Raw genomic sequence first — 21,322 nt, forward strand, 5'->3', positions numbered from 1 at the left:
GGCGATGGTGCCGATTGGCTGTTGCGATGAAACCCCGTCCGGTCAGGCCAGCATGTAGCCGGTCTTCACCGTCGTGTAGAACTCCGAGGCATGGCGCCCTTGTTCGCGCGGCCCGTAGCCCGACCCCTTGCGGCCGCCGAAGGGCACGTGGAAGTCCACCCCCGCGGTCGGCAGATTGACCATGGTCATGCCGACCTCGGCATGGCGCCTGAAATGCATGGCGTGCTTCAGCGAGTTGGTGCAAATGCCCGCACACAGGCCGAAGGGCGTGTCGTTGCACAGCGCCAGCGCGTGCTCGTAGTCGTCGGCGCGCAGCACGCAGGCCAGCGGGCCGAAGATTTCTTCGCGGGCGATGCGGTGCGAGGGCTTGGCCAGGAACAACGCGGGGCTCATGTAGTGGCCGGGCGTGGCGCGCTGCAGTGCCTCGCCGCCCCACACGTGCTCGGCGCCTTCTTCGCGCGCGATGCCGACCCAGGCCAGGTTGCGCGACAGGCGCTCTTCGTCGGCCACCGGGCCGATGTCGACGCCGCGCTCCAGCGCATGGCCGATGTTCAGTGCCTTCAGGCGCTGGCGCAGCCGCGCCACGAAGGCGTCGTGCACCGGCGCCTCGACGATGAGCCGGCTCGACGCGGTGCAGCGCTGGCCGGCGGAGAAGTAGGCGCCCTGCACCGCGCAATCGACGGCGCGGTCGAGGTCGGCGTCGGCCAGCACCACCAGCGCGTTGGTGCCGCCGGTTTCCAGCTGCACCTTGGCGCGCCGCGTGGCGGCCGCCTGCAGCACGCGCTCGCCGTTGGCGGCCGACCCCGTGAAGCTCAGCGCATCGACCAGCGGGCTGTCGACGAGCGCCTGCCCCACCTCGCGGCCGCTGCCCATCACCAGGTTGAACGCGCCGGCCGGCAGCGCCGCGCGGCTGATGATCTCGGCCAGCGCCCAGCCGCAGGCCGGCACCCCCTCCGCGGGCTTGAACACCACGCTGTTGCCATGGGCCAGCGCGGGCGCGATCTTCCAGGCGGGAACGACGAAGGGCGAGTTCCACGGCGTGATGAGCCCGACCACGCCCACGGGCTCGCGCGTGACGTCGACCTGCACGCCCGCGCGCACCGAGGCCAGGTTTTCGCCGCCACCGCCCCCCGCACCACTGCGAAGGGCTTCACCCGCGAAGAACTTGAACACCTGGCCCGCGCGCGCCACTTCGGCCACCGCCTCGGGCAACGTCTTGCCCTCTTCGCGCGCCAGCAGCAGGCCCAGGTCGTCCTTGCGGGCGAGCAGCTCGGCGCCGATGCGGTCGAGCACGTCGGCGCGCCGCTGCGGCGTGCTGTGGCTCCAGTGGGGAAAGGCCTCGGTGGCCGCGCGAATGGCGAGCTCGGCCTGGCGGCGGTCGGCGCGTGCGTACTCGGCCACCACTTCGCTGGTGTCCGAGGGATTGGCGCTCACACCGGTGGTCGCGCTGGTTTCCCAGCGGCCGTTGATGTACTGCCGCACGTTCTGATGGATCTCGCCGTGAATCACCGGGGCGCGGACCTTGTCTCTGTTGTTCTGGATGTGCAGGCAGTCTAGGAACAGAATTGATATCGATCCAATCGTTTTTTGCGCAAAATGCATATCGATCGCCGGATTCTGGAAAACCCGGTCAGACCTTCGTTTCCACACAAATGACCAACTACAACCACTGGTTCATCCGCGCCCGCCTGAAGACCCGGCAACTGCTGCTGCTCGTGGCATTGGCCGAGGAAGGCAACATCCACCGCGCCGCGCAGGTGCTCAACATGACGCAGCCCGCCGCCTCCAAGCTGCTGAAGGACCTGGAAGACGTGCTGGAGGTGCCGCTGTTCGAGCGCCTGCCGCGCGGCATGCGCCCGACCTGGTACGGCGAAACCATGATCCGCCACGCCCGCGTGGCGCTCGCCAGCCTGAACCAGGCGCACGACGAGCTCACGGCGCTGAAGGCCGGGCGCTTCGGCCAGGTGAGCGTGGGCGCGATCACCGCGCCCGGGCTCACGCTGATGCCGCCGGCGGTGGCGATGGTCAAGCGCGAGCAGCCCGACCTGCGCGTGTCGGTGGAGATCGAGACCAGCCCGGTGCTGATCGAGCGGCTGGAGCAGGGCAAGCTCGACATCCTGGTGGCGCGGTTGTTCGCCCAGCACGACAAATCGCAACTGCGCTACGAGGCGCTGACCGAAGAGCCGGTGTGCGCGCTGGTGCGCCCGGGCCATTCGCTGCTGGGCGTGAGCGGGCTCACCTTGCGCGACGTGGTGGGCGCCGGCTGGATCGTGCCGCCCTCGGGCAGCGTGCTGCGCCACCGCTTCGAGCTGATGTTCCAGGAGGAAGGCCTGGCCCCGCCGACCAACACCATCGAGAGCTCGGCCCTGCTGTTCATCACGCGCATGCTGCAGCAGAGCGACATGGTGGCCGTGCTGGCGACCGACGTGGCGCGCTACTACGCCTCGCACGGCATCGTGTCGCTGCTGCCGCTGGACATGCCCTGCCACATGGACGCCTTCGGCATCATCACGCGCACCGACCGCCTGCTGTCGCCCGCGGCCAAGGTGATGATGAAGGCGCTGAAGACCGCGAGCATGAGCGTCTACGGCCGCAAGCTGGAGATCGACTGACCGATCAGGCTCACGTCCAGCCGGCGTCCACCGTGAACTCTTGCGCGGTGCACATCTTGGCGTCGTCCGACGCCAGGAACAGCACCATGCGCGCGATGTCCTCGGGCATCAGCTTGTCGGGCAGGCACTGGTTGCGCTGCAGCGACTTCTCGCCCTCTTCGTCGAGCCACAGCGCCACCTGGCGCTCGGTCATCACCCAGCCGGGCGACACGGTGTTGATGCGGATGCGGTCGCGCCCCAGGTCGACCGCCAGCCCGCGCGTGAGGCCGTTCACCGACGACTTGGCGATGGCGTAGCACGGGTAGCCCGAGCCCTTGGTCTGCCAGCCCGTGGAGCCCAGGTTCACCACCGAGCCGAAGCCCAGGCGCTTCATGCCCGGCACCACCGACTGGATGGCGAACAGCGCCGGCCGCTCGTTGATGGCCATGCGGTTGTCGTAGTAGTCGGGGGTGACCGACTCGAGCGTGTGGCGGTCGTCGCTCGCCACGTTGTTGACCAGCACCGCGAAGTCGCCGAGCTCGGCCGCCGCGTCGGCAATGGCTTTCTGCAGCGCGGCGATGTCGCGCACGTCGCAGGCGCGCCACCACGGCGCGGCATGGCCGGCCTGCTGGATCTGCTGCGCGAGCGCCGCGCTGGCACCCTCGGCGATGTCGACGAAGGCCACGCGCGCGCCCTGCGCCGCGAATGCCGCGACCATGGCCGCGCCGATGCCGCTGCCGCCACCGGTGACAAACACCGTGCGGCCCTTCAAGCTCGGGTAAATGGAAAGCTGGGGGGAATTCAAGAAAAGTCTCCAGAAGCGCATTTCATGACATTGCAAAAAGCATATCAATCGATGCCAATTTATTTAATTTCCGTTATCAATATGCCTTGATACGATCCGCCGCGTCAAGCAGACAAGAAAGAACAAATGAACAAGCCAGAGACAAACACCCCCTCCCCGCTTGCGGCGCCCAGCGTCGTTGGCGAACCCGAATGCATCTGGCCTGCGGCGGCCAACCTCGGCGAAGGCACGCTGTGGTCGGTGCGCGAGCAGGCGCTCTACTGGATCGACATCCTCACGCCGCGCCTGTTCCGCTACAGCCCGGCCACGGGTGCGCAGCGCACCTGGCACTTCGACGAAGAAATCACCGCCATCGCCGAGCGCGCCACGGCACCGGGCCTGTTCATCACCCTGCGCCGCGGCTTTGCGCTGTTCGACACCACCGCGCCCGGCGACGACGCCAGGCCGCGCTACCTGCACCAGCCCGAGACCGAGCGCACCGGCAACCGCTTCAACGACGGCAAGTGCGACAGCCGCGGCCGCTTCTGGGCCGGCAGCATGGACTTCGACTGCAAGGCGCCCACCGGCGCGCTCTACCGCTACGACGCCGACGGCCGCTGCAGCCGGCACGACGACGGCTTCGAGGTGACCAACGGGCCGACGTGGTCGGGCGACGGCCGCACCATGTACTTCAACAACACCGCCATCAACAGGCTCTACGCCTACGACTTCGACATGGCCGCGGGCACCGTGTCCAACCGAAGCGTGTGGCACCGCTTTCCCCAGGGCGACGGCCTGCCCGACGGCATGACCACCGACGCGGCCGGCCGCCTGTGGATCGCGCACTGGGACGGCGCCTGCGTCACCTGCCACGACCCGGTGAGCGCGCAGGAGCTGTGCCGCATTGCGCTGCCCGCCAGCAACGTGACCGACTGCGCCTTCGGCGGCGCCGACCTGCGCACGCTCTACATCACGACCGCGCGCAACGGTCGCAGCGAAGCCCAGCTGAAAGACGAGCCGCTGGCCGGCGGCCTGTTCGCGGTGCGCATCGACAGCCCCGGCGTGCCAGCGGCGCTGTTCGCCGGCTGACGCGCGCGCCGGTCCGCACGCTTCACGCGTGCTTCAACTGGTCCGCACGCTTCACGCGTGCTTCAGCCGATGCTGAAGCGGTGCTCGGTCGCGCTGGTGAACACCTCGCCCGGGCGCAGCACCGTCGACGGAAAGCCCGGCTGGTTCGGTGAGTCGGGGAAGTGCTGTGTTTCCAGGCACAGCCCGTCGCCCTGGCGCAGGCTCGCGCCCGCGCTGCCGAAGAGGCTGCCGTCGAGGAAGTTGCCCGAATAGAACTGCACGCCGGGCTCGCTGGTGTGCACTTCCATCACGCGGCCCGTGGCCTCGTGGTCCAGGCGCGCCGCAAGGGCCAGGCCTTGGTGATGGCCGGGCCGGTCGAGCACCCAGTTGTGGTCGTAGCCGTGCGCGCGCAGCAACTGCTCGTGGCCTTCGCTAATGCGCTCGCCGATGCGCGTCGCCGTGCGAAAGTCGAAAGGCGTGGCCGCCACGTCGGCCAGCCCCAGCGGGATGAGCGTCGCGTCCACCGGGCAATAGCGGCTCGCCGGCAGCATCAACCAGTGGTCCATCACCGAGCCGCGTCCCGCCAGGTTGAAGTAGTCGTGGTGGCTCAGGTTCAGCACGGTGGGCTTGTCGGTGGTAGCGCTGTAGTCGATGCGCCAGGTGTTGCTTTCGGCGGCCAGCGTGTAGCGCACGGTCAACTGCACTTCGCCTGGGTAGCCCTCTTCGCCGTCGGCGCTGGTGCGGTGCAGTTCGATGGCGATGTCGCTGCCCGATTCTTCCGCCGACAGCGGCACGATCTCCCAGTAGCGCTTGCCGAAGCCCGTCGCGCCGCCGTGCAGCGAGTTCACGCCGTCGTTCAGCCCCAGCTGGTGCGACGTTCCGTCGAGCGTGAAGCGTCCCGCAGCGATGCGGTTGGCATGGCGCCCGACGATGGTGCCCAGGTGCGGATGCGGCGTCAGGTAGTCGGCCAGCGACGGCAGGCCCAGCACGACGCTCGCGGCCTGGCCGTGACGGTCGGGCACGTGCAGCGCGGTGACGATGCCCCCGAGGTTGATGGCGCTCAGGCTCAGGCCGCGGCCGTTGTCCAGCGTGTATTCGGTGACGGCGCGGCCGTCGGGCATGCGGCCGAACTCGCGCGAGGTGATGCTGCTGCTCATGGGTTTCCTGGCTGGGTGCTGAAGCGGAATGCTGTCATCAAGGGGCCATGGCCTCGCGCGCGCACTCCGAAGCGGTAAGCAGCGCAATGCGGTCCTTGAGGTCGTGGAACTCGGGCGGCTCGGCCGCGTGCGTGCGCATCTCGACGCGGTGGCCCGCCTTGCCGACCGCGTCGGCAAAGCGCTGCTGCAGCGCGAAGGGCGTGTTCCTGTCGTCGCGGTTGCCGATCAGCACGATGCGCCGCGCCGGGTCGCGCGCGATGCCGCCCACATGGTCGAGCGGGTCGTAGAACTGCGCGCTGCCGGTGGTGTCGGTGCGCCCGTCGTTCGAGCGGCCCAGCAGGCGCGCGCGCTCCAGCAGCCCGTAGGCGCCCGAGGTCAGCACCGCGCAGGCCACGCGGGTGCGCCCCAGCGTGAGCAGCGCGGCGCCCGCGGTGGCGCCGCCGCTGTGGCCCACGATGACCAGGCGCTGCAGCCGGTGGCGCTGCATGAGCGCGTCGAGCGCGGCATCGAGCGCATGGAACTCCACCGGCTGCCGCCGCTTGCGGTGGTCGCCCGACGAGCCGTAGGTGCCGGGCCGCGCCACGAAGATCCACGGCACGCCCGCGAGGTCGCGGCTGCGCTGCGCGTCGCGCGTGCGCAGCGCCTGGGTGTTGCCGGGAATGCGTTCGGGCGCCTGGTCCATCACGCCGTCGCGGTCGCCCGAGAACTGCACGACGGCGATGCGCGCGCCCTCGATGTCGCCGCTCGCGAAGTAGCGGATGCAGGCCGGCCCTTCCACCGGCTGCACCCACAGGAAGCCGGCGCGGTCGGGGCAGGCGGCGCGGTCGGCGGGCTGGTTCCAGTGCAGCACCTGGTCGTCGCTCGCGGCGAAGGGCCTCGCCACGTCGGGGCCGGTGCGCTGCGCGCAGGCCGTTTGCACGATGGCCAGCAGCACCAGGGCCGCGCGGGCGTACCGCATGAAAAATCCGCGCAGATGAAAGCCGCGCGGGGTCATAGCCGCTGCAGCAGGCCGGGAATGCGGCCGAAGTCGGAGCGGTCGCGGTCGCCCTTCACCAGCACCAGGTCGCCGTCGCGCAGGAAGCCGCCGAGGTACAGCGCCAGTTGCGCGGCGTCGTCGAAGTGCGGGCCGAGCAGCGCGGCCGGCATTTCCTCGCGCAGCCAGCGCATCTCGTCGCCGTGCGTCACCACATGCTGGATGCCCGAGGCCAGCAGCGGCGCGGCCAGGCTGCGGTGCATGGCCTCGGCCTCGTCGTCGAGGTTGACGATGCGCCCGAGCACGCCGATCTTGCGCGCCACCGGGCCGTGCGCGGCGCGCTGCCAGGTGCGCACGAACTCCATGGCGTTGCGCATCGACATGACCTCGGCGTTCCAGCTGTCGTCGATCAGCGTGGCCTGCACGCCGGCCTGCGTGCGCAGCGCATGCACCTGCATCACCGACGCCGGCAGGCGCACGTGCGGCATGCGCGCGCAGGCGGCCTCGGCGTCGAAGCCCATGGCCATCAGCGCAGCGAAGGCCAGCGCCGAGTTGCGCACCAGCCCCGCGCTGTCGACCGGAAACAGGTACTCCAGCGTGCGCCCCGGCACCGCGATGCGCACGCGGCAACCGCCGCCGGGCTCGGGCCGGGTATCGACCACCCGCACGTCGGCGTCGGGCCCGGTGCCCACCACCCAGATGGCGCCCGCGGTGCAGGCGGCGGCCTGCACCACCTGCTGCAGGCAGGCGATGTGGTCGGGCACGATGGCCACGCCGCCGGGCTCCAGCCCCAGGAAGATGCGCGACTTGTACTGCGCCGTGAGCTCCAGCGTGGACGCCTGCCGGGTCTGCGACAGGCCGATCTCGGTGATCAGCGCCACGTGCGGGCGCGCCTGCAGCGAGATCGGGCCGCGGTCCATCCACAGGCCGCTCTGCGCCATCTCGAGGATGCACACGTCCGCGTCGGGCGCGAGGTTGGCCAGCATGGCGGGCACACCCACGCGCGAGTTGTAGTTGTCGATGGTGGTGAGCACGCGCGCTCGCTCGGGCAGCAGGTCGCGCAGCATGGCGATGGTGGACGACTTGCCGACCGTGCCGGTCACGCCCACCACCAGACCCCGGTAGCGCTCGCGCGCGGCGGCGCCCATGGCCAGCATCGCGGCAATCGGGTCGGCCACCTGCAGCAGCGGAAAACCGGCGCCCAGCCCCTCGACCGGGTGCGCGACCACCGCGCCGGCCAGGTCGTGCTGCAGCGCGGGCAGGTCGAGGTGGCGGTCCCAGTTGTCGAGACGCGGCTTGCTGTAGCTCTCGTGCGCGGCCAGCGTGCGGAAGTCCGACGCGATGAACAGCGCCGGCTTCGGCAGCAGCGCCATGTGCATCGGGCCGCGCACCACGGCGTTGACGCACCAGCCCGGCGGCGGCGCGACCAGCCAGCGGCCGCCGGTGGCCTGCTGCAGCTGGGCGGCCGTCCAGACCGGCTCGGGGGCAGCGCCGGGCCGGTCGACAGAAAGCACGGGCGCCGGGCGCTGCGGCAACGGCGTGGGCAGCACCGGCACGCGCAGGCCGCACCACATCGCCAGGCGGCGTGCAGGCAGCTCGGCCGCGCCGGGGGCGCCACCGCGCAGGCGCACTTCCAGCTGCAGCACGTCGCTGGTCATCAGGCCGGGGCGCGGCGGGCGCAGGCCGTAGCGGTCGCGGTAGATGCGGCCCGGCGCCCAGCGGCTGGTGGGCCACATCCAGTCGCAGGGGTCGTGGTCCATGCTTGCGCCCCACGCCGGCATGCGGGTGCTGCGCATCGGCAGCGCACGGAACTGCACGCGCAGGTCGTCGGCCACGGGCGCATCGGCGGTCCAGAAGGACTCGACCCACAGCAGGCGGCGCCCGGCGATCTGCCGCGGCGCACAGCGCACGCCCACCAGCCGCAGGGGGCCCAGTTGCAGCGGCGCGATGCGCGCGTCGGCGGGCACCTCGTCGACCGTCCATTCGGGGCGCGGCGCGCGCACCGGGCCGACCACCGGCGCCGGACGGAATGCCTGCGCGGCCGGGTCCGCGCGAAAGGCCGGCCGGCCTGCGGGCCTTTCAGGCCGCTCGGGCGGAGTCAGCCGCACGGCGCAGCGCCCGCCCGGCAGCGGCGTCATCTGCGTGCCGAGCGCGCGGCATTGCGCGGCGAAGCGCTCGCTGAGCGCCTTCGCCTCGTCGCCCTCGCGCTGGCGCGAAAACCCGAAGCCCACGCCGATGGGCGTGAACACCACCTCTTCCACGCCACGCGGGCCCAGCGTGAGCGAGAACACGCCCGAGTCGCCGAAGTCGTCGCGCACCGAGTCGAACAGCAGGTCGCCCGCGTCGTGCAGGATCGGCCGGTCGCGGTAGACCTCGATGCCCTGCAGCACATGCGCCGAGGTGCCGAGCACCGCATCGGCGCCCGCGTCGACGATGGCATGGCCGACCGCGATCTCGGCCTTCGAGGGCTCGGTCTCCAGGTTGTCGCCCCAGTGCACCGCCACCAGCACCACGTCGGCCTCGCGGCGCGCGGCCTCGATGCGCGGCGCGAGCGTGGCGCTCCAGGCGGCCGGGTCGGCCAGCGGCAGCCAGGCCGCGCCCGGGCGCTCGGCGGTGGCGGCAAAGCGCGGCTGCGTGGCGTCGAGCGAGAACAGCGCCACGCGCACGCCGCCCGCGCGACCGAACGCGGGGCGCAGCGCGGCCTCCAGCGTGGGGCCGCTGCCGGCATGGGCGATGCCCGCGGCGTCGAGAAGGCCCTGCTGTTCCATGAGCGCGTCGGGGCCGTAGTCGCCGCTGTGGTTGTTGGCGGTGGCCACCATCCCGATGCCGGCCTCGGTCAGCACCGCGAGCATCTCGGGCCGCGCGCGGTAGTAGTAGGGCGCGGTCTCGTCCTTGTCCACGCCCTGCTCGCCGACGGTGGCGACCACGCATTCGAGGTTGACGATGCGCAGGTCGGCTTCGCGCAGCGCGGGGATGCCGCCCAGCATCTGGTGCGCGCCGCCCAGTTCGTGCAGGCGGTAGTGCTGGCGGCGCGACAGGTTGACGTCGCCGCCCCAGGCCACCACGCCGGCGGCAGAGCCCGGAGCCACGGCGTTTTGCGCCTCGCGTTCCTTCAGCATGCGGTGGTACGCCACGTAGCCCGACAGGTAGTGCTCCACATCGTCGATGCGCACGCGAAAGCTGTGGTGCTTGATGAAGAACGAGCCCGAGATGCGCGCGGGGTTGCGAAAGAACATCGCCAGCTCGGGCCAGAAGTGGCCGTTGGCGAGGTAGCGCGCGCGAAACTCCAGCGCGCGGTCGAACTTGTCGCGGTCGAGCCCGGCCAGCAGCGGCTGCAGCGCGGGGTCGGCTTCCATGCGCAGCACCATCTCGCGCGCGGCCATCATCAGTTCGAGCAGCGTCGGGAACGTGGTGATGCGCTCAAGCACGAAGTCGAGGTAGCCCGCCACGTTCTGCAGGCCGAAGCGGTAGTAGCGCGTTTCGGGCCGGTAGCGCGTGAGCTCGTTCACGCAGTAGCTCAGCCAGTGGTCGTGCGCGCGCCAGTGCTCGGCCGCGATGAAGTGTTCGAAGGCCTTCTCCACCACCGCGAGCCAGCGCGCGTCGCGCGTGAGGCCGTACAGCCGCATCAGCCCGAACGCGGCCTCGCCGTCGTAGTAGATGACGCGGAAGGTGTCCTTCACGTCGAGCGCGGGCGCGTTCAGCACGTGCACGAAGCTGCCGGTGTGCGCGTCCTGCATGTGGCGGATGCCCAGCGCCAATTGCTCCATGAGCGGCAGGTGCTGCCGGTCCCCGGTGAGCTCGGTGTACTTCACCAGCGCGAGCAGGCACACCGCATTGCCGCCGAGCTTGATCTCGCTGCCCACGTCCAGCAGGTAGGCGGCGCGCGTGCCGTCGGGCAGCTCGGCCGGGCGGATGAGGCTGCCGGTCAGCAGGGCCAGCGAGCGGTCGATGGCGGCCTTGAGCTTGTCTTGCGGCCCGTCTTGCTTCGGGTCTTTGCGCGTGAGCTCCCAGGCCTCCAGCATCGCGTAGGTCGAACTCGCGTGGCGCAGCGTGTTGTAGGTGGGAATGGTGCGGTCGAAGCAGGGAAACCAGCCGTAGTGGAACTCGCCGTTGGGCTTGACCTGCTCGGCCAGGTAGGCGCTGGCGTGGTCGACCAGTGCGTGGATCTGCGGCGCATGCCAGTCGCGCAGTTCGCGAAAGCCGGCGGCCTGCCCTTCGGCGGTGATCGGCCAGGCGCCCCGGGCGTCGACGTACACGGCGCGCGTGGTGAAGCACCACACGGGCGCGGCGTCGTCCGCCGGAAAGTCGATCTCGCGGCCGAAGCGGCGCTTGCAGTGCAGCCTGAGGTTGCCGGCGTTGGGCTCGGCATGGTCCACGTCGCCGTTGTAGAGGATGGCGCTGCCGTGCATTTCCTGCGCGAGCAGCGCCACCTCGAAGCCGGCGTCGAGCGCGATGCCCTGGTTGAAATAGTTGCGCTTGGTGCTCGCCAGCTTCGCTTTCAGCGCACCCCAGGTCATGGGCGTGACCTGGTCGACCAGTTCGGCGCGCAGGCGCTGCGGCCTGCCTTGCGCGCGCTGCACCTGGGCCGCCGCGGCATCGGTGGCACGGCGCCAGGCCGCGTCGATGTCGCTGCCGTGGCCCGAGACCACGCGGGCCCGGCTGCCGTCCTCGCCGAGGGCCAGGAACACGACGCAGCCCGAAGCCTCGGTGGCCGGCGGTACACGGGGCAGCCCACCCGATGGGTCCGACAGGGCTTGCCTGGCGCGGTTCGACAGATCGGAGAGAGGGTTCGGGTCTGGGTTCATGCAGCGGCGAATGATGACAGCGCATGCGGGGCCTTGTCACCCCGTAAACCCAGGGTTCTGGGGCCCCGTGGCTTCGGGGTGCGCCGTTCGTCGCTGGTCAGGGTGGGGTCAGTTTTTTGGCCGCCCACGACGCACCCTGGCGCGCACCTCAGGCCCAGGCCTCCATCACAGCGCTGCGAACAGCTTCGACCGCCACCGGCCGCTGCTTGCCCTCGGCCGGCGCAACCCAGCACAGCCAGGTGTGCGAACGCCAGCCCTTCCAGATGGCCAGTTCGCCGTTGCGCTCGCCCTGCTCCGCATAGTCGCTGCGCAGCAGGCCCGCGCCCATGCCGCTGGCGACCATGCTGCGGATGGCGCTCTCGCCGTCGGCGGTGCGGCCCGGGCGGTACTCGCGGCCCGCGCCGGCGAACAGTTTCTCCAGGTGCACGCGCAGGATGCACGAGGGCGGCGTGCCGACCCACGGCATGTCGGCGAGTTGTTCGAGCGACAGGTCGGGCTGCGCATCGGCCACCGACTTCGGCAGCGTCACCACCAGGTCCACCGCGCTCAGCCGCACCACCTCCAGCCCCTCGATCTGCGGGCTGTCGCTGAGCACATAGGCGCAGTCGAGTTCGCCGCGCTGCACGCCCGCAAGCGTTTCGTACGACAACCCCTGCTTGAGCTGCAGCGTCACCTGCGGATGCCGCTCGGCCAGCGTCACCAGCACCTCGCCCAGGCGCAGCGCCACCGGGTCGACCACCGTGCCGAAGCGCACCACGCCCTGCGCCGCGCCGCGCAGCTGCTCGGCCGCCGAGCGCATGCGCATGGCGGAGGCCAGCGTGCGTTCGGCCTCTTCCAGCAGGCTGACGCCCGCCTCGGTCGGCGACATGCCGCGCGGCGTGCGCTCGAACAGCTTCACGCCGAGTTCGTCTTCCAGCGCCTTGAGCTGCGCGCTGACCGCCGGCGCGCTGGTGAACACCCGCTCGGCCGCCCGGGTCAGGCTGCCTTCGCGGGCGATGGCGACGAAGGTCTTGAGTTGGTAGAGCTCCATGGGAGCGGATTGTGAGCGCGACGGGCGTTTCGGTCTGTTCGCTTTTTTGGAGGCCCCCGTCCAAAGAAGCGAATGGCATTCGCAGCCCCCAGCCCCGATTCTCGGGACATCGATTCATTGCAAGAGGCTTGTTCCATGTTCCATCGCCAACGTCTGCTCGGCATCGCCGCGCTGCTGCTCGCCACCTCCGGGTGGGGTGGCATGTTCCTGGTCAGCAAGGGCGTGCTGCACCACGTCGAGCCGGCGTGGTTCACGCTCATTCGCTACAGCATGTCCGCGCTGCTGTTCGTGCTGCTCATTCTTCCGCGCGGCGCCGCACCGTGGCGCAAGCTGCGCCGGCATGCCGGGCCGCTGGCGCTGCGCGGGTTCGCGGGCTTCGGCATCTTCAGCGTGATGCTGCTGGCGGGCCTGGCGCACTCGGTGCCCTCGCACGGCGCGGTCATCATGGCCACCACGCCCATGACCACGCAGCTGCTGCGCTGGGCGCTCGACGGCGTGCGGCCGACCCGCTCGACGCTGATGGTCACTGCGCTGTCGCTGCTGGGCGTGGCCATCGTTTCGGGGCTGGTGTTCGGCACGCCGCAGGCCGGCGAATCGACGCTCTTCGGCGACGCGGTGGCCTTTGTCGGCACGCTGGGCTGGGTCTGGTACACGCGGGGCACCACGCGCTTTCCGGAGCTCGACGTGATCGAGTACACCGCGCTCACGGTACTGGCCTCGTGGCCGCTGCTGCTGGGCGTGGCGGTCATCGGCACGCTGCTGGGCTGGACGCATGCGCCGAGCATGGAAGGCCTGCGCCTGTCGTGGCAGGCGCTGCTGTATGTCGGGCTGGTGTCTTCGGCCATCGCGGTGCTGGCTTTCAACTACGGCGTGCGCACGCTGGGCGCGGTGACGGGCACGGCCTTCATCAACTTCGTGCCGGTGTCGGCGCTGCTCATGAGCGCGGCGATGGGGCGGCTGCCCACGCTGAACGAAGCGGTGGGCATGGCGATGGTGGTCGGCGCGCTGCTGATCCATACCGCCCTGAGCCGCAAGGCTTCCGCGCCGGCCCCGGCACGGATCGCGCAGACCCCGCAGAATCCGCGCAACTACAGCACCTGCGGAGCCGCATCGTCATGAGCAACAGCGCCAGCAAGCCCCTTCTGTTCGAGCCCCTGCGGCTCGGCAACCTGCAGATCGACAACCGCATCGTCATCGCGCCGATGTGCCAGTACTCCGCCACCGAGGGCACGCCGGGCGACTGGCACCTGATTCACCTCGGCAGCCTGGCGCTCTCGGGCGCGGGGCTGCTCATCGTCGAGGCGACGGCGGTGGAGGCCGAAGGGCGCATCTCGCCCGGCGACCTGGGCCTGTATTCCGACGCGAACGAACAAGGCCTGGCGCGCGTGCTGCATGCGATGCGCGCGCATTCGCCCATCAAGATCGCCATGCAGCTGGGCCACGCGGGGCGCAAGGCATCCAGCCGCGCGCCGTGGAACGGTGGCAAGCAGATTCCCCTGACCGAGGCGGGCAGCTGGCAGTCTTTCGCCCCCTCGGCCGTGCCGCATTCGCCCGGCGAAGACCCGCCCACCGCGCTCGATGCGGCCGGCCTCGCCCGTGTGCGCAATGCCTTCGTGGCGGCGGCTAAGCGTGCGGCGCGGCTGGGGCTGGACGGCCTGGAGATCCACGCGGCGCACGGCTACCTGCTGCACCAGTTCCTGTCGCCCATCGCCAACCACCGCACCGACGCGTACGGCGGCAGCCTGGAGAACCGCCTGCGCTTTCCGCTCGAGGTGTTCGACGCGGTGCGCGAGGTGTTCCCGGCCGACAGGCCCGTGTGGGTGCGCGTGTCGGCCAGCGACTGGGTGCCCGGCGGCTGGGACCTCGACAGCACGGTGGCGTTCGGGCTGGCGCTCAAGGCGCGCGGCTGCGCGGCCATCCATGTGTCCAGCGGCGGGGTGTCGCCGCAGCAGGCCATTCCGCTGGGCGCGGGCTACCAGGTGCCGTTCGCCGAACGCGTGAAGGCCGAGGTCGGGCTGCCGACCATCGCCGTGGGACTGATCACCGAACCGGCGCACGCCGAAGCCATCCTCGCCAACGCACAGGCCGACGCGGTGTCGCTGGCCCGCGCGATGCTCTACGACCCGCGCTGGCCATGGCATGCGGCCGCAGAACTGGGCGCGCACGTGGCCGCGCCGCCGCAGTACTGGCGCTCGCAGCCGCGCGAGTTCAAGGACCTGTTCGAGAACGCGAGCTTCGGGGCGCGCTGAAGCGGTTCACCGCCCGGCGGCCAGCGCGCGATAGAAGAAGGTGGTGGCGCACGGCCCGCCTTCGGGCAGCAACGCGAAGCCGGGCACCGTGCCCACGCGCGTCCACCCGCTGCGCACATACAACCGCTCGGCCTCGGCGCTCGAGGTGTCGAGCACCAGCAGCGTCTTGCCGCGCTCGCGCGCCGCGGCTTCGGCGGCCTGCATCAGCAGCGCGCCGATGCCCCGGCGCCGCGCGCGGCGGTGCACCAGCATCTTGGAGACGTCGGCGCGGTGCGGCTGGTTCTCGGGCTGCGCCAGCACCACCTGCACGGTGCCCACGATGCCTTCTTCGTCCTCGGCCACCAGCAATGCACGCTCGCCGAGCGCCACGCCGCCGGCCACCTGGCGCCAGAACGCGAGCGCGCGGTCATTCGCCAGCGGCAGCATGAAGCTGACCGAGGCGCCGCCCTCGACGCAGTCTTTCAGCACATCGGCCAGGCCTTGCATTTGCGCATCCGTCACGCTTTGCAGAAGGTGGATGCGGGGGGTATCGGTCGTCGTCATGTTCATCTCGCTGGGTAAGAAAGTGCTGTCGCCACCGTCGCGATCACGACGGCGTAGCGCGTGGTCTTGCGCGAAGGGTTGTAGTAGCTCGTGGGGCGGTCGAGCACCATCGCCAGGCAGTCGCCCGTGGCAAGGCGGTGGCGCTCTTCGCCCACGGTGAGTTCGATGACGCCGTCGAGCACCCACACCTGCTGGTGGATGACGGGCTCGCGCGCCGCCGTTTCGTAGGCCACGCGGGCCTTGGGCGGAAACAGCACCTCGACGACCTGGATCGGCGACGCGAAGCCGCCGGGCGAGACGTTCCTTCGCACATAGCCGGAATGCGGGTCGCGCCACTGCAACTGGTCGGCAGCTCGGGAGACGGGTTCGGGCGCGGCTGCGGGCGCCGGTGCGTCGAACAGCGAGGCCAGCGACACGCCCAGGCCGGTGGCCAGCTTCTCCAGCAGCACGGCGGTGGGGCTGCTTTCGCCGCGCTCGATCAGCGAGATCATCGAGCGGCTCACGCCGCAGTGCGTGGCCAGTGCGTCGAGCGACAGGCCGCGCGCGGCACGCAGGTCGCGCACGCGCTGCGCGATGCGGTCGTTCAGGGAGGGTGGCGTTTCTATTTCTGTCATATTGGATGGAATATCCAATACAACGGAAATAGAGTCAAGCGGTCAGTGATGCGCCTTCAGCGCGAAGGGCCGAGCAAGGCGGCGCGCGCCGCCTCCGACGGAAACACGCAGGCCACGTCGTGCGCGCAGCCCGGCACCACCACGACCTCGCGCCGCTTGTCGGGTGCGAGCATCGTGCGGTCGTACTGCGCATAGGCCAGGCCGCGCTGCATGCGGTACGGGCCCTGCGCGGCGGCCGCGCACGACTTGTCGAGGATGCCGTAGTACGTGCCCTTGGCCTCGCTGCTGTCGAGCGCGCCTTCGAGGTAGCCGATGTCGGCGGCGGCATAGCGCTGGCGCGCCTGCGCGGCGCTGCGCCCGAGGTCGGCGGGCAACCCGTCGGTGCCGTACTTCCAGCGGTTCACGCCGGGGCAGGTGCCGTCGGCCGGCGGTTGCGGGCGCCAGGCGTCGAAGTAGAGCCAGGTGCCGGGGTCGGCGACCACATAGCGCACCGCGACCGAGGCCGCGCCGGCGCGCTCCTGGTCTGCGAAGCCGATGTAGTGCTGCACCATCTGCGCCCCGGCCGAGAAGCCCGCGATGGTGACGGTGCGCAGGCTGGGCCAGCGCCGCGCGAGCTCGGCCACCAGCGCGTCCATGGCCGCGAAGGAGGTGATGCGCGCGCCGTTGTCCGCGCGGCCGCCTTCGAGCCACGAGGCGCAGGTCCACAGCAGGTCGCCGGCCTGCGCCGCCGGCACGCCCGGCGCGCTGCACTTCGCGGCCTTGTCCGCGGCGACCTGGAACACCGGCGCGACGACCAGCGTGTCGGCGAGCGCGCCGGCGTTGCGCACGGCCTGCAGCGCCGCATCGAAGGTCTTGGCGGCATCGCGCGGATGGCCGTGCAGGGCGATGAGCGCCTGGGTGGGCCCGGCCGCATTGCCCGGTACGGGTGCGGGCACCAGCGACGCGAAGTAGTTCAGCGTGCCTTCGGCGCCGGGCGGCTGGAAGGCGCGGTAGCAATCGGGCTTGGCCGACGCGGCGCAACCGGAGGGCTCGGCCGCCGCATGCGCCGCCCCCAGCGCAAGGCACGCAGCCACCAGGCAAGACCATCTGTTCATCAAGAACTCCCCTGACATTGGCGTTCGCACGGTGAAAGCTGGATTCTCCCGCGCAACCGGAGCTGGTTTTTTATTCTGTGATGAGCCGAATCTTCGAACACAAATTCAGCAACAAGACGCAGATCATTCAGCATCTCACCAGCCCGAGCCCCTCTCATGAGCACTTTCAGCGCCGACCCCCTGCCCTCTTCCTTCACGGCGTTCGCGGACGGCCTGGCCGAGCCCTCGGCGCTGCGCGCCGCCATCACCGCCGCCTGCCGGCGCGCCGAGCCCGAGGCGCTGTCGCCGCTGCTCGCGCAGGCCCGCCTGCCGGCCGACCTGGCCGCGCAGGCGCACGCGCTTGCGCACCGCATTGCCGCGCAGCTGCGCAACCGCAAGAACGCGAGCGGACGCGCCGGCCTCGTGCAGGGCCTGCTGCAGGAATACGCGCTGTCGTCGCAGGAAGGCGTGGCGCTGATGTGCCTGGCCGAGGCGCTGCTGCGCATTCCCGACGCCGAAACGCGCAACGCGCTCATCCGCGACAAGATCGCGCACGGCCAGTGGCAGTCGCATGCGGGGCGCAGCCCCTCGGTTTTCGTCAACGCCGCCACCTGGGGCCTGCTGCTGACCGGCAAGCTGGTGGCGACGCACAGCGAAACGGGCTTGTCGAGCGTGCTCACGCGCCTCATCGGCAAGGGCGGCGAGCCGCTGATCCGCAAGGGCGTGGACATGGCGATGCGCATGATGGGCGAGCAGTTCGTCACCGGAGAAACCATTGCGCAGGCGCTGGGCCATGCGCGCGAACTCGAGGCGCAGGGCTTTCGCTACTCGTACGACATGCTGGGCGAAGCGGCGCTCACCGCGCACGACGCCAGGCGCTATCGCGTGGCCTACGAAGACGCCATCCACGCCATCGGCAAGGCCTCGGCGGGGCGCGGCGTGTACGAAGGCCCGGGCATCTCGATCAAGCTCTCGGCGCTGCACCCGCGCTACAGCCGCGCGCAACATGCGCGCGTGATGGCCGAGCTGTACCCGGTGCTGCGCGAACTCACGCTGCTGGCACAGCAGTACGACATCGGCCTGAACATCGACGCGGAAGAAGCCGACCGGCTCGAACTCTCGCTCGACCTGCTGGAGCGTCTGTGCTTCGAGCCGGCGCTGGCGGGCTGGAACGGCATCGGCTTCGTGATCCAGGCGTACCAGAAGCGCTGCCCGCACGTGATCGACTTCGTGGTCGACCTGGCACGGCGCAGCCGGCACCGGCTGATGGTGCGGCTGGTGAAGGGCGCCTACTGGGACAGCGAGATCAAGCGCGCGCAGGTCGACGGGCTGGACGGCTACCCGGTCTACACCCGCAAGGCCTACACCGACGTGTCGTACCTGGCCTGCGCCCGCCGACTGCTGGCCGCGCCCGAAGCGGTGTACCCGCAGTTCGCCACGCACAACGCGCACACGCTCGCTGCGATCTACACGATGGCCGACCCTGCGCGCTACGTGCCGGGGCAGTACGAGTTCCAGTGCCTGCACGGCATGGGCGAGCCGCTGTACGAGCAGGTGGTGGGGCCGCTGGGCCGGCCGTGCCGCATCTACGCGCCCGTGGGCACGCACGAGACGCTGCTGGCCTACCTGGTGCGCCGGCTGCTGGAGAACGGCGCCAACACCTCGTTCGTGAACCGCATCGCGGACCCGACGATTTCGCTCGATGTGCTGGTGGAAGACCCCGTGGCGACGGTGGAGCGCATGGGCGCGCTCGAAGGCGCCATCGGCCTGCCGCACCCGGCCATTGCGCTGCCGGTGGCGCTGTACGGCGCGCAGCGCGACAACTCGCGCGGGCTCGACCTGGCGAACGACGACAGCTTGCGTGCGCTGGGCCAGGCGTTGAGCGACAGCGCCGATGCGCGCTGGCACGCCTCGCCCCTTCTCGCCGAACCTGGCATCCGCCCGGACGACGCTCGCGACGGGGCCGAAGTGCTGAACCCGGCGGACCATCGCGACGTGGTGGGCCGCGTGCAGGAAGCCACGCTCGCCGATGTCGAACGCGCCATCGCGCAGGCGCAAGGCATCGCCGCTTCATGGGCCGCAACGCCGCCCACGGAACGCGCCGCCCTGCTCGACCGCGCGGCGGGCCTGCTCGAACAACGCATGCCCCGCCTGCTCGGCCTGCTGGCGCGCGAGGCCGGAAAGACCTTTGCCAACGCCATCGCCGAGGTGCGCGAGGCGGTCGACTTCCTGCGCTTCTATGCGGCGCAGGCGCGCGACGATTTCTCCAACGACACGCACTGCGCGCTCGGCCCGATGGTGTGCATCAGCCCGTGGAACTTTCCGCTGGCGATCTTCACCGGCCAGGTGGCCGCCGCGCTCGCGGCCGGCAACCCGGTGCTGGCCAAGCCTGCGGAGCAGACACCGCTGGTGGCGGCCGAGGCGGTGCGCGTGCTGTGGGAGGCCGGCGTGCCGCGCGCCGCGGTGCAACTGCTGCCCGGCCGGGGCGAGACCGTGGGGGCAGCGCTGGTGGCGGACGCGCGCGTGCAGGGCGTGATGTTCACCGGCTCGACGGAAGTCGCTCGCCTGCTGCAGAAGACGCTCTCGCAGCGCCTGGGTGCGCACGGCGCGCCCGTGCCGCTCATCGCCGAGACCGGCGGGCAGAACGCGATGGTCGTGGACTCGTCCGCGCTGGTGGAACAGGTCGTCATCGACGTCATGGCGTCGGCCTTCGACAGCGCCGGCCAGCGCTGCTCGGCGCTGCGCGTGCTGTGCGTGCAGGAAGAGGCGGCCGACCGGCTGGTGGAAATGCTCGAGGGCGCGATGGCCGAAGCCTGCATCGGCAACCCCGCGCGGCTGGCGGTGGACGTGGGGCCGGTGATCGACGCCGAAGCACGCGACGGCATCGAGCGCCACATCGAAGCCATGCGCGAGAAAGGCCACAAGGTCTTTCGCCAGGGCCGCGAGTACGCGCACGACATGCGCCACGGCACCTACGTGATGCCCACGCTGATCGAGCTGAACAGCATCGCCGAACTGCAGCGCGAGGTGTTCGGCCCGGTGCTGCACCTGGTGCGCTACCGCCGCCGCGACCTGGGCGCGCTGATCGGGCAGATCAACGGCACGGGCTACGGGCTCACGCTGGGCGTTCACACGCGCATCGACGAGACCATCACGCAGGTCGTCGAACACGCGAAGGCGGGCAACGTGTACGTGAACCGCAACATCGTCGGCGCGGTGGTGGGCGTGCAGCCCTTCGGCGGCGAAGGGCTGTCGGGCACGGGGCCGAAGGCCGGCGGGCCGCTGTACATGCTGCGCATGCTGTCGACACGGCCGAGCGATGCGATGGCGCACGCGGTGCCGGGCGACGCGCCTGCGCCGAGGGCTGCGTTGGCCGCGCTTTCTCGCTGGGCGGATGCGAACGATCGCACCGCGCTGGCCGCGCAGTGCGCGCGCTTTGCGGGGCAGTCGCGCGCGGGCAGTTCGCGCACGCTGACCAGCCCGACCGGCGAGCGCAACGTCTACACGCTGGTGCCGCGCGAGGCGGTGCTGTGCCTGGCCGGCGACGAGGCGGACCGGTTGACGCAACTGGCTGCCGTGCTGTCGGTGGGCAGCAGCGCGATCTGGCCCGCCGATGTGGGTGCCACGCAGGGCCTGCTCGCCTCGCTGCCGGCCGAGGTGCGGCAGTGCGTGGCCGTTGCGAACGACTGGACGTCGGACACGGTGGTGTTCGACGCCGCGCTGTACCACGGCGGCGCGCAAGGCCTGTCGGTCGTGATGCAGCGCCTAGCCGCGCGGCCGGGGCCCATCGTGGGCGTGCGCGCCTTCGCACCGGGCGACACCGGCATTCCGCTCGAAAGCCTGGTGGTGGAGCGCGCGCTGAGCATCAACACCGCGGCGGCCGGCGGCAACGCGAGCCTGATGACGATCGGCTGAGCGCCGGGCCGGCTTTGACCGTTATTTGTCGAACGCCGGATCGATCGGCACGCGGTAGCCGTTGACGAGCCGGTTGGTCTCGTTGGCCATGCCGACCACGCCCATCAGCTCGGCGAACATGGCCGGCGTCATGCCGGCCTTTTCCGCGCCCGCGTGGTGGCTGGCGATGCAGTAGCCGCAGTTGTTGGTCACGCTCACGGCGAGGTAGACCATTTCCTTCACGACCGGGTCGAGCGCGCCGGGCGCCATCACCTCCTTCAGGCTGGCCCAGGTGCGCCTGAGCGTGGCCGGGTCGTTGGCCAAGTACTTCCAGAAGTTGTTGACGTCGGGCACGTTGCGCGCGGTCTTGATGTCGTCGAAGACGGCCTTGACTTCGTCGGAGGCGGCCGCGTACTCGATGGGTTGGGGCTTCACTGAAGGTCTCCTTTGAGCTGCGATGTCCGATTGTCCGGCGCGGGCGCGCTCAGGCCGTGTCGCCCGACGGCGCGGGCGACAGGTCGATGTTCATGTCCGACCGCGA

General features: G+C 70.7%; 15 protein-coding genes. 5 read left to right on the top strand and 10 right to left on the bottom strand.

Annotated features, from left to right (window positions below; genetic code table 11):
• Positions 1 to 42 precede the first annotated feature (42 nt).
• Positions 43 to 1,509, bottom strand: a complete 1,467-nt coding sequence (locus tag ACSFA5_RS15890) for an aldehyde dehydrogenase family protein (RefSeq protein WP_435445002.1) — start codon at positions 1,507 to 1,509, stop codon at positions 43 to 45.
• Positions 1,510 to 1,652: 143 nt separating this feature from the next.
• On the opposite strand from ACSFA5_RS15890, the gene ACSFA5_RS15895 reads away from it, so the two are divergent.
• The gene (locus tag ACSFA5_RS15895; RefSeq protein ID WP_435445003.1) at positions 1,653 to 2,612 is read left to right on the top strand and encodes a LysR family transcriptional regulator; all 960 of its coding nucleotides are present in this window, start codon (positions 1,653 to 1,655) and stop codon (positions 2,610 to 2,612) included.
• 10 nt (positions 2,613 to 2,622) lie between these two features.
• On the opposite strand, the gene ACSFA5_RS15900 is transcribed toward ACSFA5_RS15895, so the two are convergent.
• Positions 2,623 to 3,396: an SDR family NAD(P)-dependent oxidoreductase gene (locus ACSFA5_RS15900; RefSeq protein ID WP_435445004.1), complete on the bottom strand. Its 774-nt coding sequence runs from the start codon at positions 3,394 to 3,396 to the stop codon at positions 2,623 to 2,625.
• A 126-nt stretch (positions 3,397 to 3,522) separates the two neighbouring features.
• Here ACSFA5_RS15900 and ACSFA5_RS15905 point away from each other — a divergent pair, with 126 nt between their 5' ends.
• Complete coding sequence (locus ACSFA5_RS15905) at positions 3,523 to 4,464, top strand: SMP-30/gluconolactonase/LRE family protein (protein WP_435445005.1); 942 nt, start codon at positions 3,523 to 3,525, stop codon at positions 4,462 to 4,464.
• Between the two features lie 62 nt (positions 4,465 to 4,526).
• Here ACSFA5_RS15905 and ACSFA5_RS15910 read toward each other — a convergent pair whose 3' ends face one another.
• The 4 genes from ACSFA5_RS15910 to ACSFA5_RS15925 form a co-directional block, all read right to left on the bottom strand.
• Positions 4,527 to 5,600: an aldose epimerase family protein gene (locus ACSFA5_RS15910; RefSeq protein WP_435445006.1), complete on the bottom strand. Its 1,074-nt coding sequence runs from the start codon at positions 5,598 to 5,600 to the stop codon at positions 4,527 to 4,529.
• 37 nt (positions 5,601 to 5,637) lie between these two features.
• The gene (locus tag ACSFA5_RS15915) at positions 5,638 to 6,558 is read right to left on the bottom strand and encodes an alpha/beta hydrolase family protein (RefSeq protein WP_435445007.1); all 921 of its coding nucleotides are present in this window, start codon (positions 6,556 to 6,558) and stop codon (positions 5,638 to 5,640) included.
• Positions 6,559 to 6,590: 32 nt separating this feature from the next.
• Positions 6,591 to 11,378 (bottom strand): CapA family protein, encoded by a 4,788-nt coding sequence (locus ACSFA5_RS15920; protein ID WP_435445008.1) that lies wholly within the window; start codon positions 11,376 to 11,378, stop codon positions 6,591 to 6,593.
• Positions 11,379 to 11,526: 148 nt separating this feature from the next.
• Complete coding sequence (locus ACSFA5_RS15925) at positions 11,527 to 12,408, bottom strand: LysR family transcriptional regulator (protein WP_435445009.1); 882 nt, start codon at positions 12,406 to 12,408, stop codon at positions 11,527 to 11,529.
• 135 nt (positions 12,409 to 12,543) lie between these two features.
• Between ACSFA5_RS15925 and ACSFA5_RS15930 the strand changes: the two genes are divergently transcribed.
• Positions 12,544 to 13,527, top strand: a complete 984-nt coding sequence (locus ACSFA5_RS15930) for a DMT family transporter (RefSeq protein WP_435445010.1) — start codon at positions 12,544 to 12,546, stop codon at positions 13,525 to 13,527.
• Positions 13,524 to 14,657, top strand: a complete 1,134-nt coding sequence (locus ACSFA5_RS15935; RefSeq protein ID WP_435445011.1) for an NADH:flavin oxidoreductase/NADH oxidase — start codon at positions 13,524 to 13,526, stop codon at positions 14,655 to 14,657. The genes ACSFA5_RS15930 and ACSFA5_RS15935 overlap by 4 nt, the downstream gene beginning before the upstream one ends.
• 6 nt (positions 14,658 to 14,663) lie before the next feature.
• Here the strand turns inward: ACSFA5_RS15935 and ACSFA5_RS15940 are convergent, their stop codons facing one another.
• From ACSFA5_RS15940 to ACSFA5_RS15950, 3 genes are read right to left on the bottom strand one after another with little or no spacing between them, the layout of a single operon-like run.
• The gene (locus ACSFA5_RS15940; RefSeq protein WP_435445012.1) at positions 14,664 to 15,206 is read right to left on the bottom strand and encodes a GNAT family N-acetyltransferase; all 543 of its coding nucleotides are present in this window, start codon (positions 15,204 to 15,206) and stop codon (positions 14,664 to 14,666) included.
• Positions 15,203 to 15,814 carry a helix-turn-helix domain-containing protein gene (locus ACSFA5_RS15945; RefSeq protein ID WP_435445013.1) on the bottom strand — a complete coding sequence of 204 codons (612 nt, stop codon included), beginning with the start codon at positions 15,812 to 15,814 and terminating at the stop codon, positions 15,203 to 15,205. Before ACSFA5_RS15945 ends, ACSFA5_RS15940 begins: the two co-directional genes overlap by 4 nt.
• Before the next feature lie 56 nt (positions 15,815 to 15,870).
• Positions 15,871 to 16,908, bottom strand: a complete 1,038-nt coding sequence (locus ACSFA5_RS15950) for a hypothetical protein (protein ID WP_435445014.1) — start codon at positions 16,906 to 16,908, stop codon at positions 15,871 to 15,873.
• 156 nt (positions 16,909 to 17,064) lie between these two features.
• On the opposite strand from ACSFA5_RS15950, the gene putA reads away from it, so the two are divergent.
• Complete coding sequence (gene putA / locus ACSFA5_RS15955) at positions 17,065 to 20,802, top strand: trifunctional transcriptional regulator/proline dehydrogenase/L-glutamate gamma-semialdehyde dehydrogenase (RefSeq protein ID WP_435445015.1); 3,738 nt, start codon at positions 17,065 to 17,067, stop codon at positions 20,800 to 20,802.
• Positions 20,803 to 20,823: 21 nt separating this feature from the next.
• On the opposite strand, the gene ACSFA5_RS15960 is transcribed toward putA, so the two are convergent.
• Positions 20,824 to 21,216, bottom strand: coding sequence for a carboxymuconolactone decarboxylase family protein (locus ACSFA5_RS15960; protein ID WP_435445016.1), 393 nt, complete (start codon positions 21,214 to 21,216; stop codon positions 20,824 to 20,826).
• Between the last annotated feature and the right edge of the window lie 106 nt (positions 21,217 to 21,322).

The sequence above is a fragment of the Variovorax monticola genome (assembly GCF_051216855.1).
GTDB lineage: Bacteria > Pseudomonadota > Gammaproteobacteria > Burkholderiales > Burkholderiaceae_C > Variovorax.

Bases quoted from the DNA above. Each gene is read 5' to 3' on its own strand.
- ACSFA5_RS15895 (WP_435445003.1), top strand. From the start codon at position 1,653: ATGACCAACTACAACCACTGGTTCATCCGCGCCCGCCTGAAGACCCGG.
- putA (WP_435445015.1), top strand. From the start codon at position 17,065: ATGAGCACTTTCAGCGCCGACCCCCTGCCCTCTTCCTTCACGGCGTTC.
- ACSFA5_RS15920 (WP_435445008.1), bottom strand. From the start codon at position 11,378: ATGAACCCAGACCCGAACCCTCTCTCCGATCTGTCGAACCGCGCCAGG.
- ACSFA5_RS15915 (WP_435445007.1), bottom strand. From the start codon at position 6,558: ATGCGGTACGCCCGCGCGGCCCTGGTGCTGCTGGCCATCGTGCAAACG.
- ACSFA5_RS15940 (WP_435445012.1), bottom strand. From the start codon at position 15,206: ATGAACATGACGACGACCGATACCCCCCGCATCCACCTTCTGCAAAGC.
- ACSFA5_RS15925 (WP_435445009.1), bottom strand. From the start codon at position 12,408: ATGGAGCTCTACCAACTCAAGACCTTCGTCGCCATCGCCCGCGAAGGC.
- ACSFA5_RS15930 (WP_435445010.1), top strand. From the start codon at position 12,544: ATGTTCCATCGCCAACGTCTGCTCGGCATCGCCGCGCTGCTGCTCGCC.
- ACSFA5_RS15945 (WP_435445013.1), bottom strand. From the start codon at position 15,814: ATGACAGAAATAGAAACGCCACCCTCCCTGAACGACCGCATCGCGCAG.
- ACSFA5_RS15950 (WP_435445014.1), bottom strand. From the start codon at position 16,908: ATGAACAGATGGTCTTGCCTGGTGGCTGCGTGCCTTGCGCTGGGGGCG.
- ACSFA5_RS15910 (WP_435445006.1), bottom strand. From the start codon at position 5,600: ATGAGCAGCAGCATCACCTCGCGCGAGTTCGGCCGCATGCCCGACGGC.
- ACSFA5_RS15935 (WP_435445011.1), top strand. From the start codon at position 13,524: ATGAGCAACAGCGCCAGCAAGCCCCTTCTGTTCGAGCCCCTGCGGCTC.
- ACSFA5_RS15905 (WP_435445005.1), top strand. From the start codon at position 3,523: ATGAACAAGCCAGAGACAAACACCCCCTCCCCGCTTGCGGCGCCCAGC.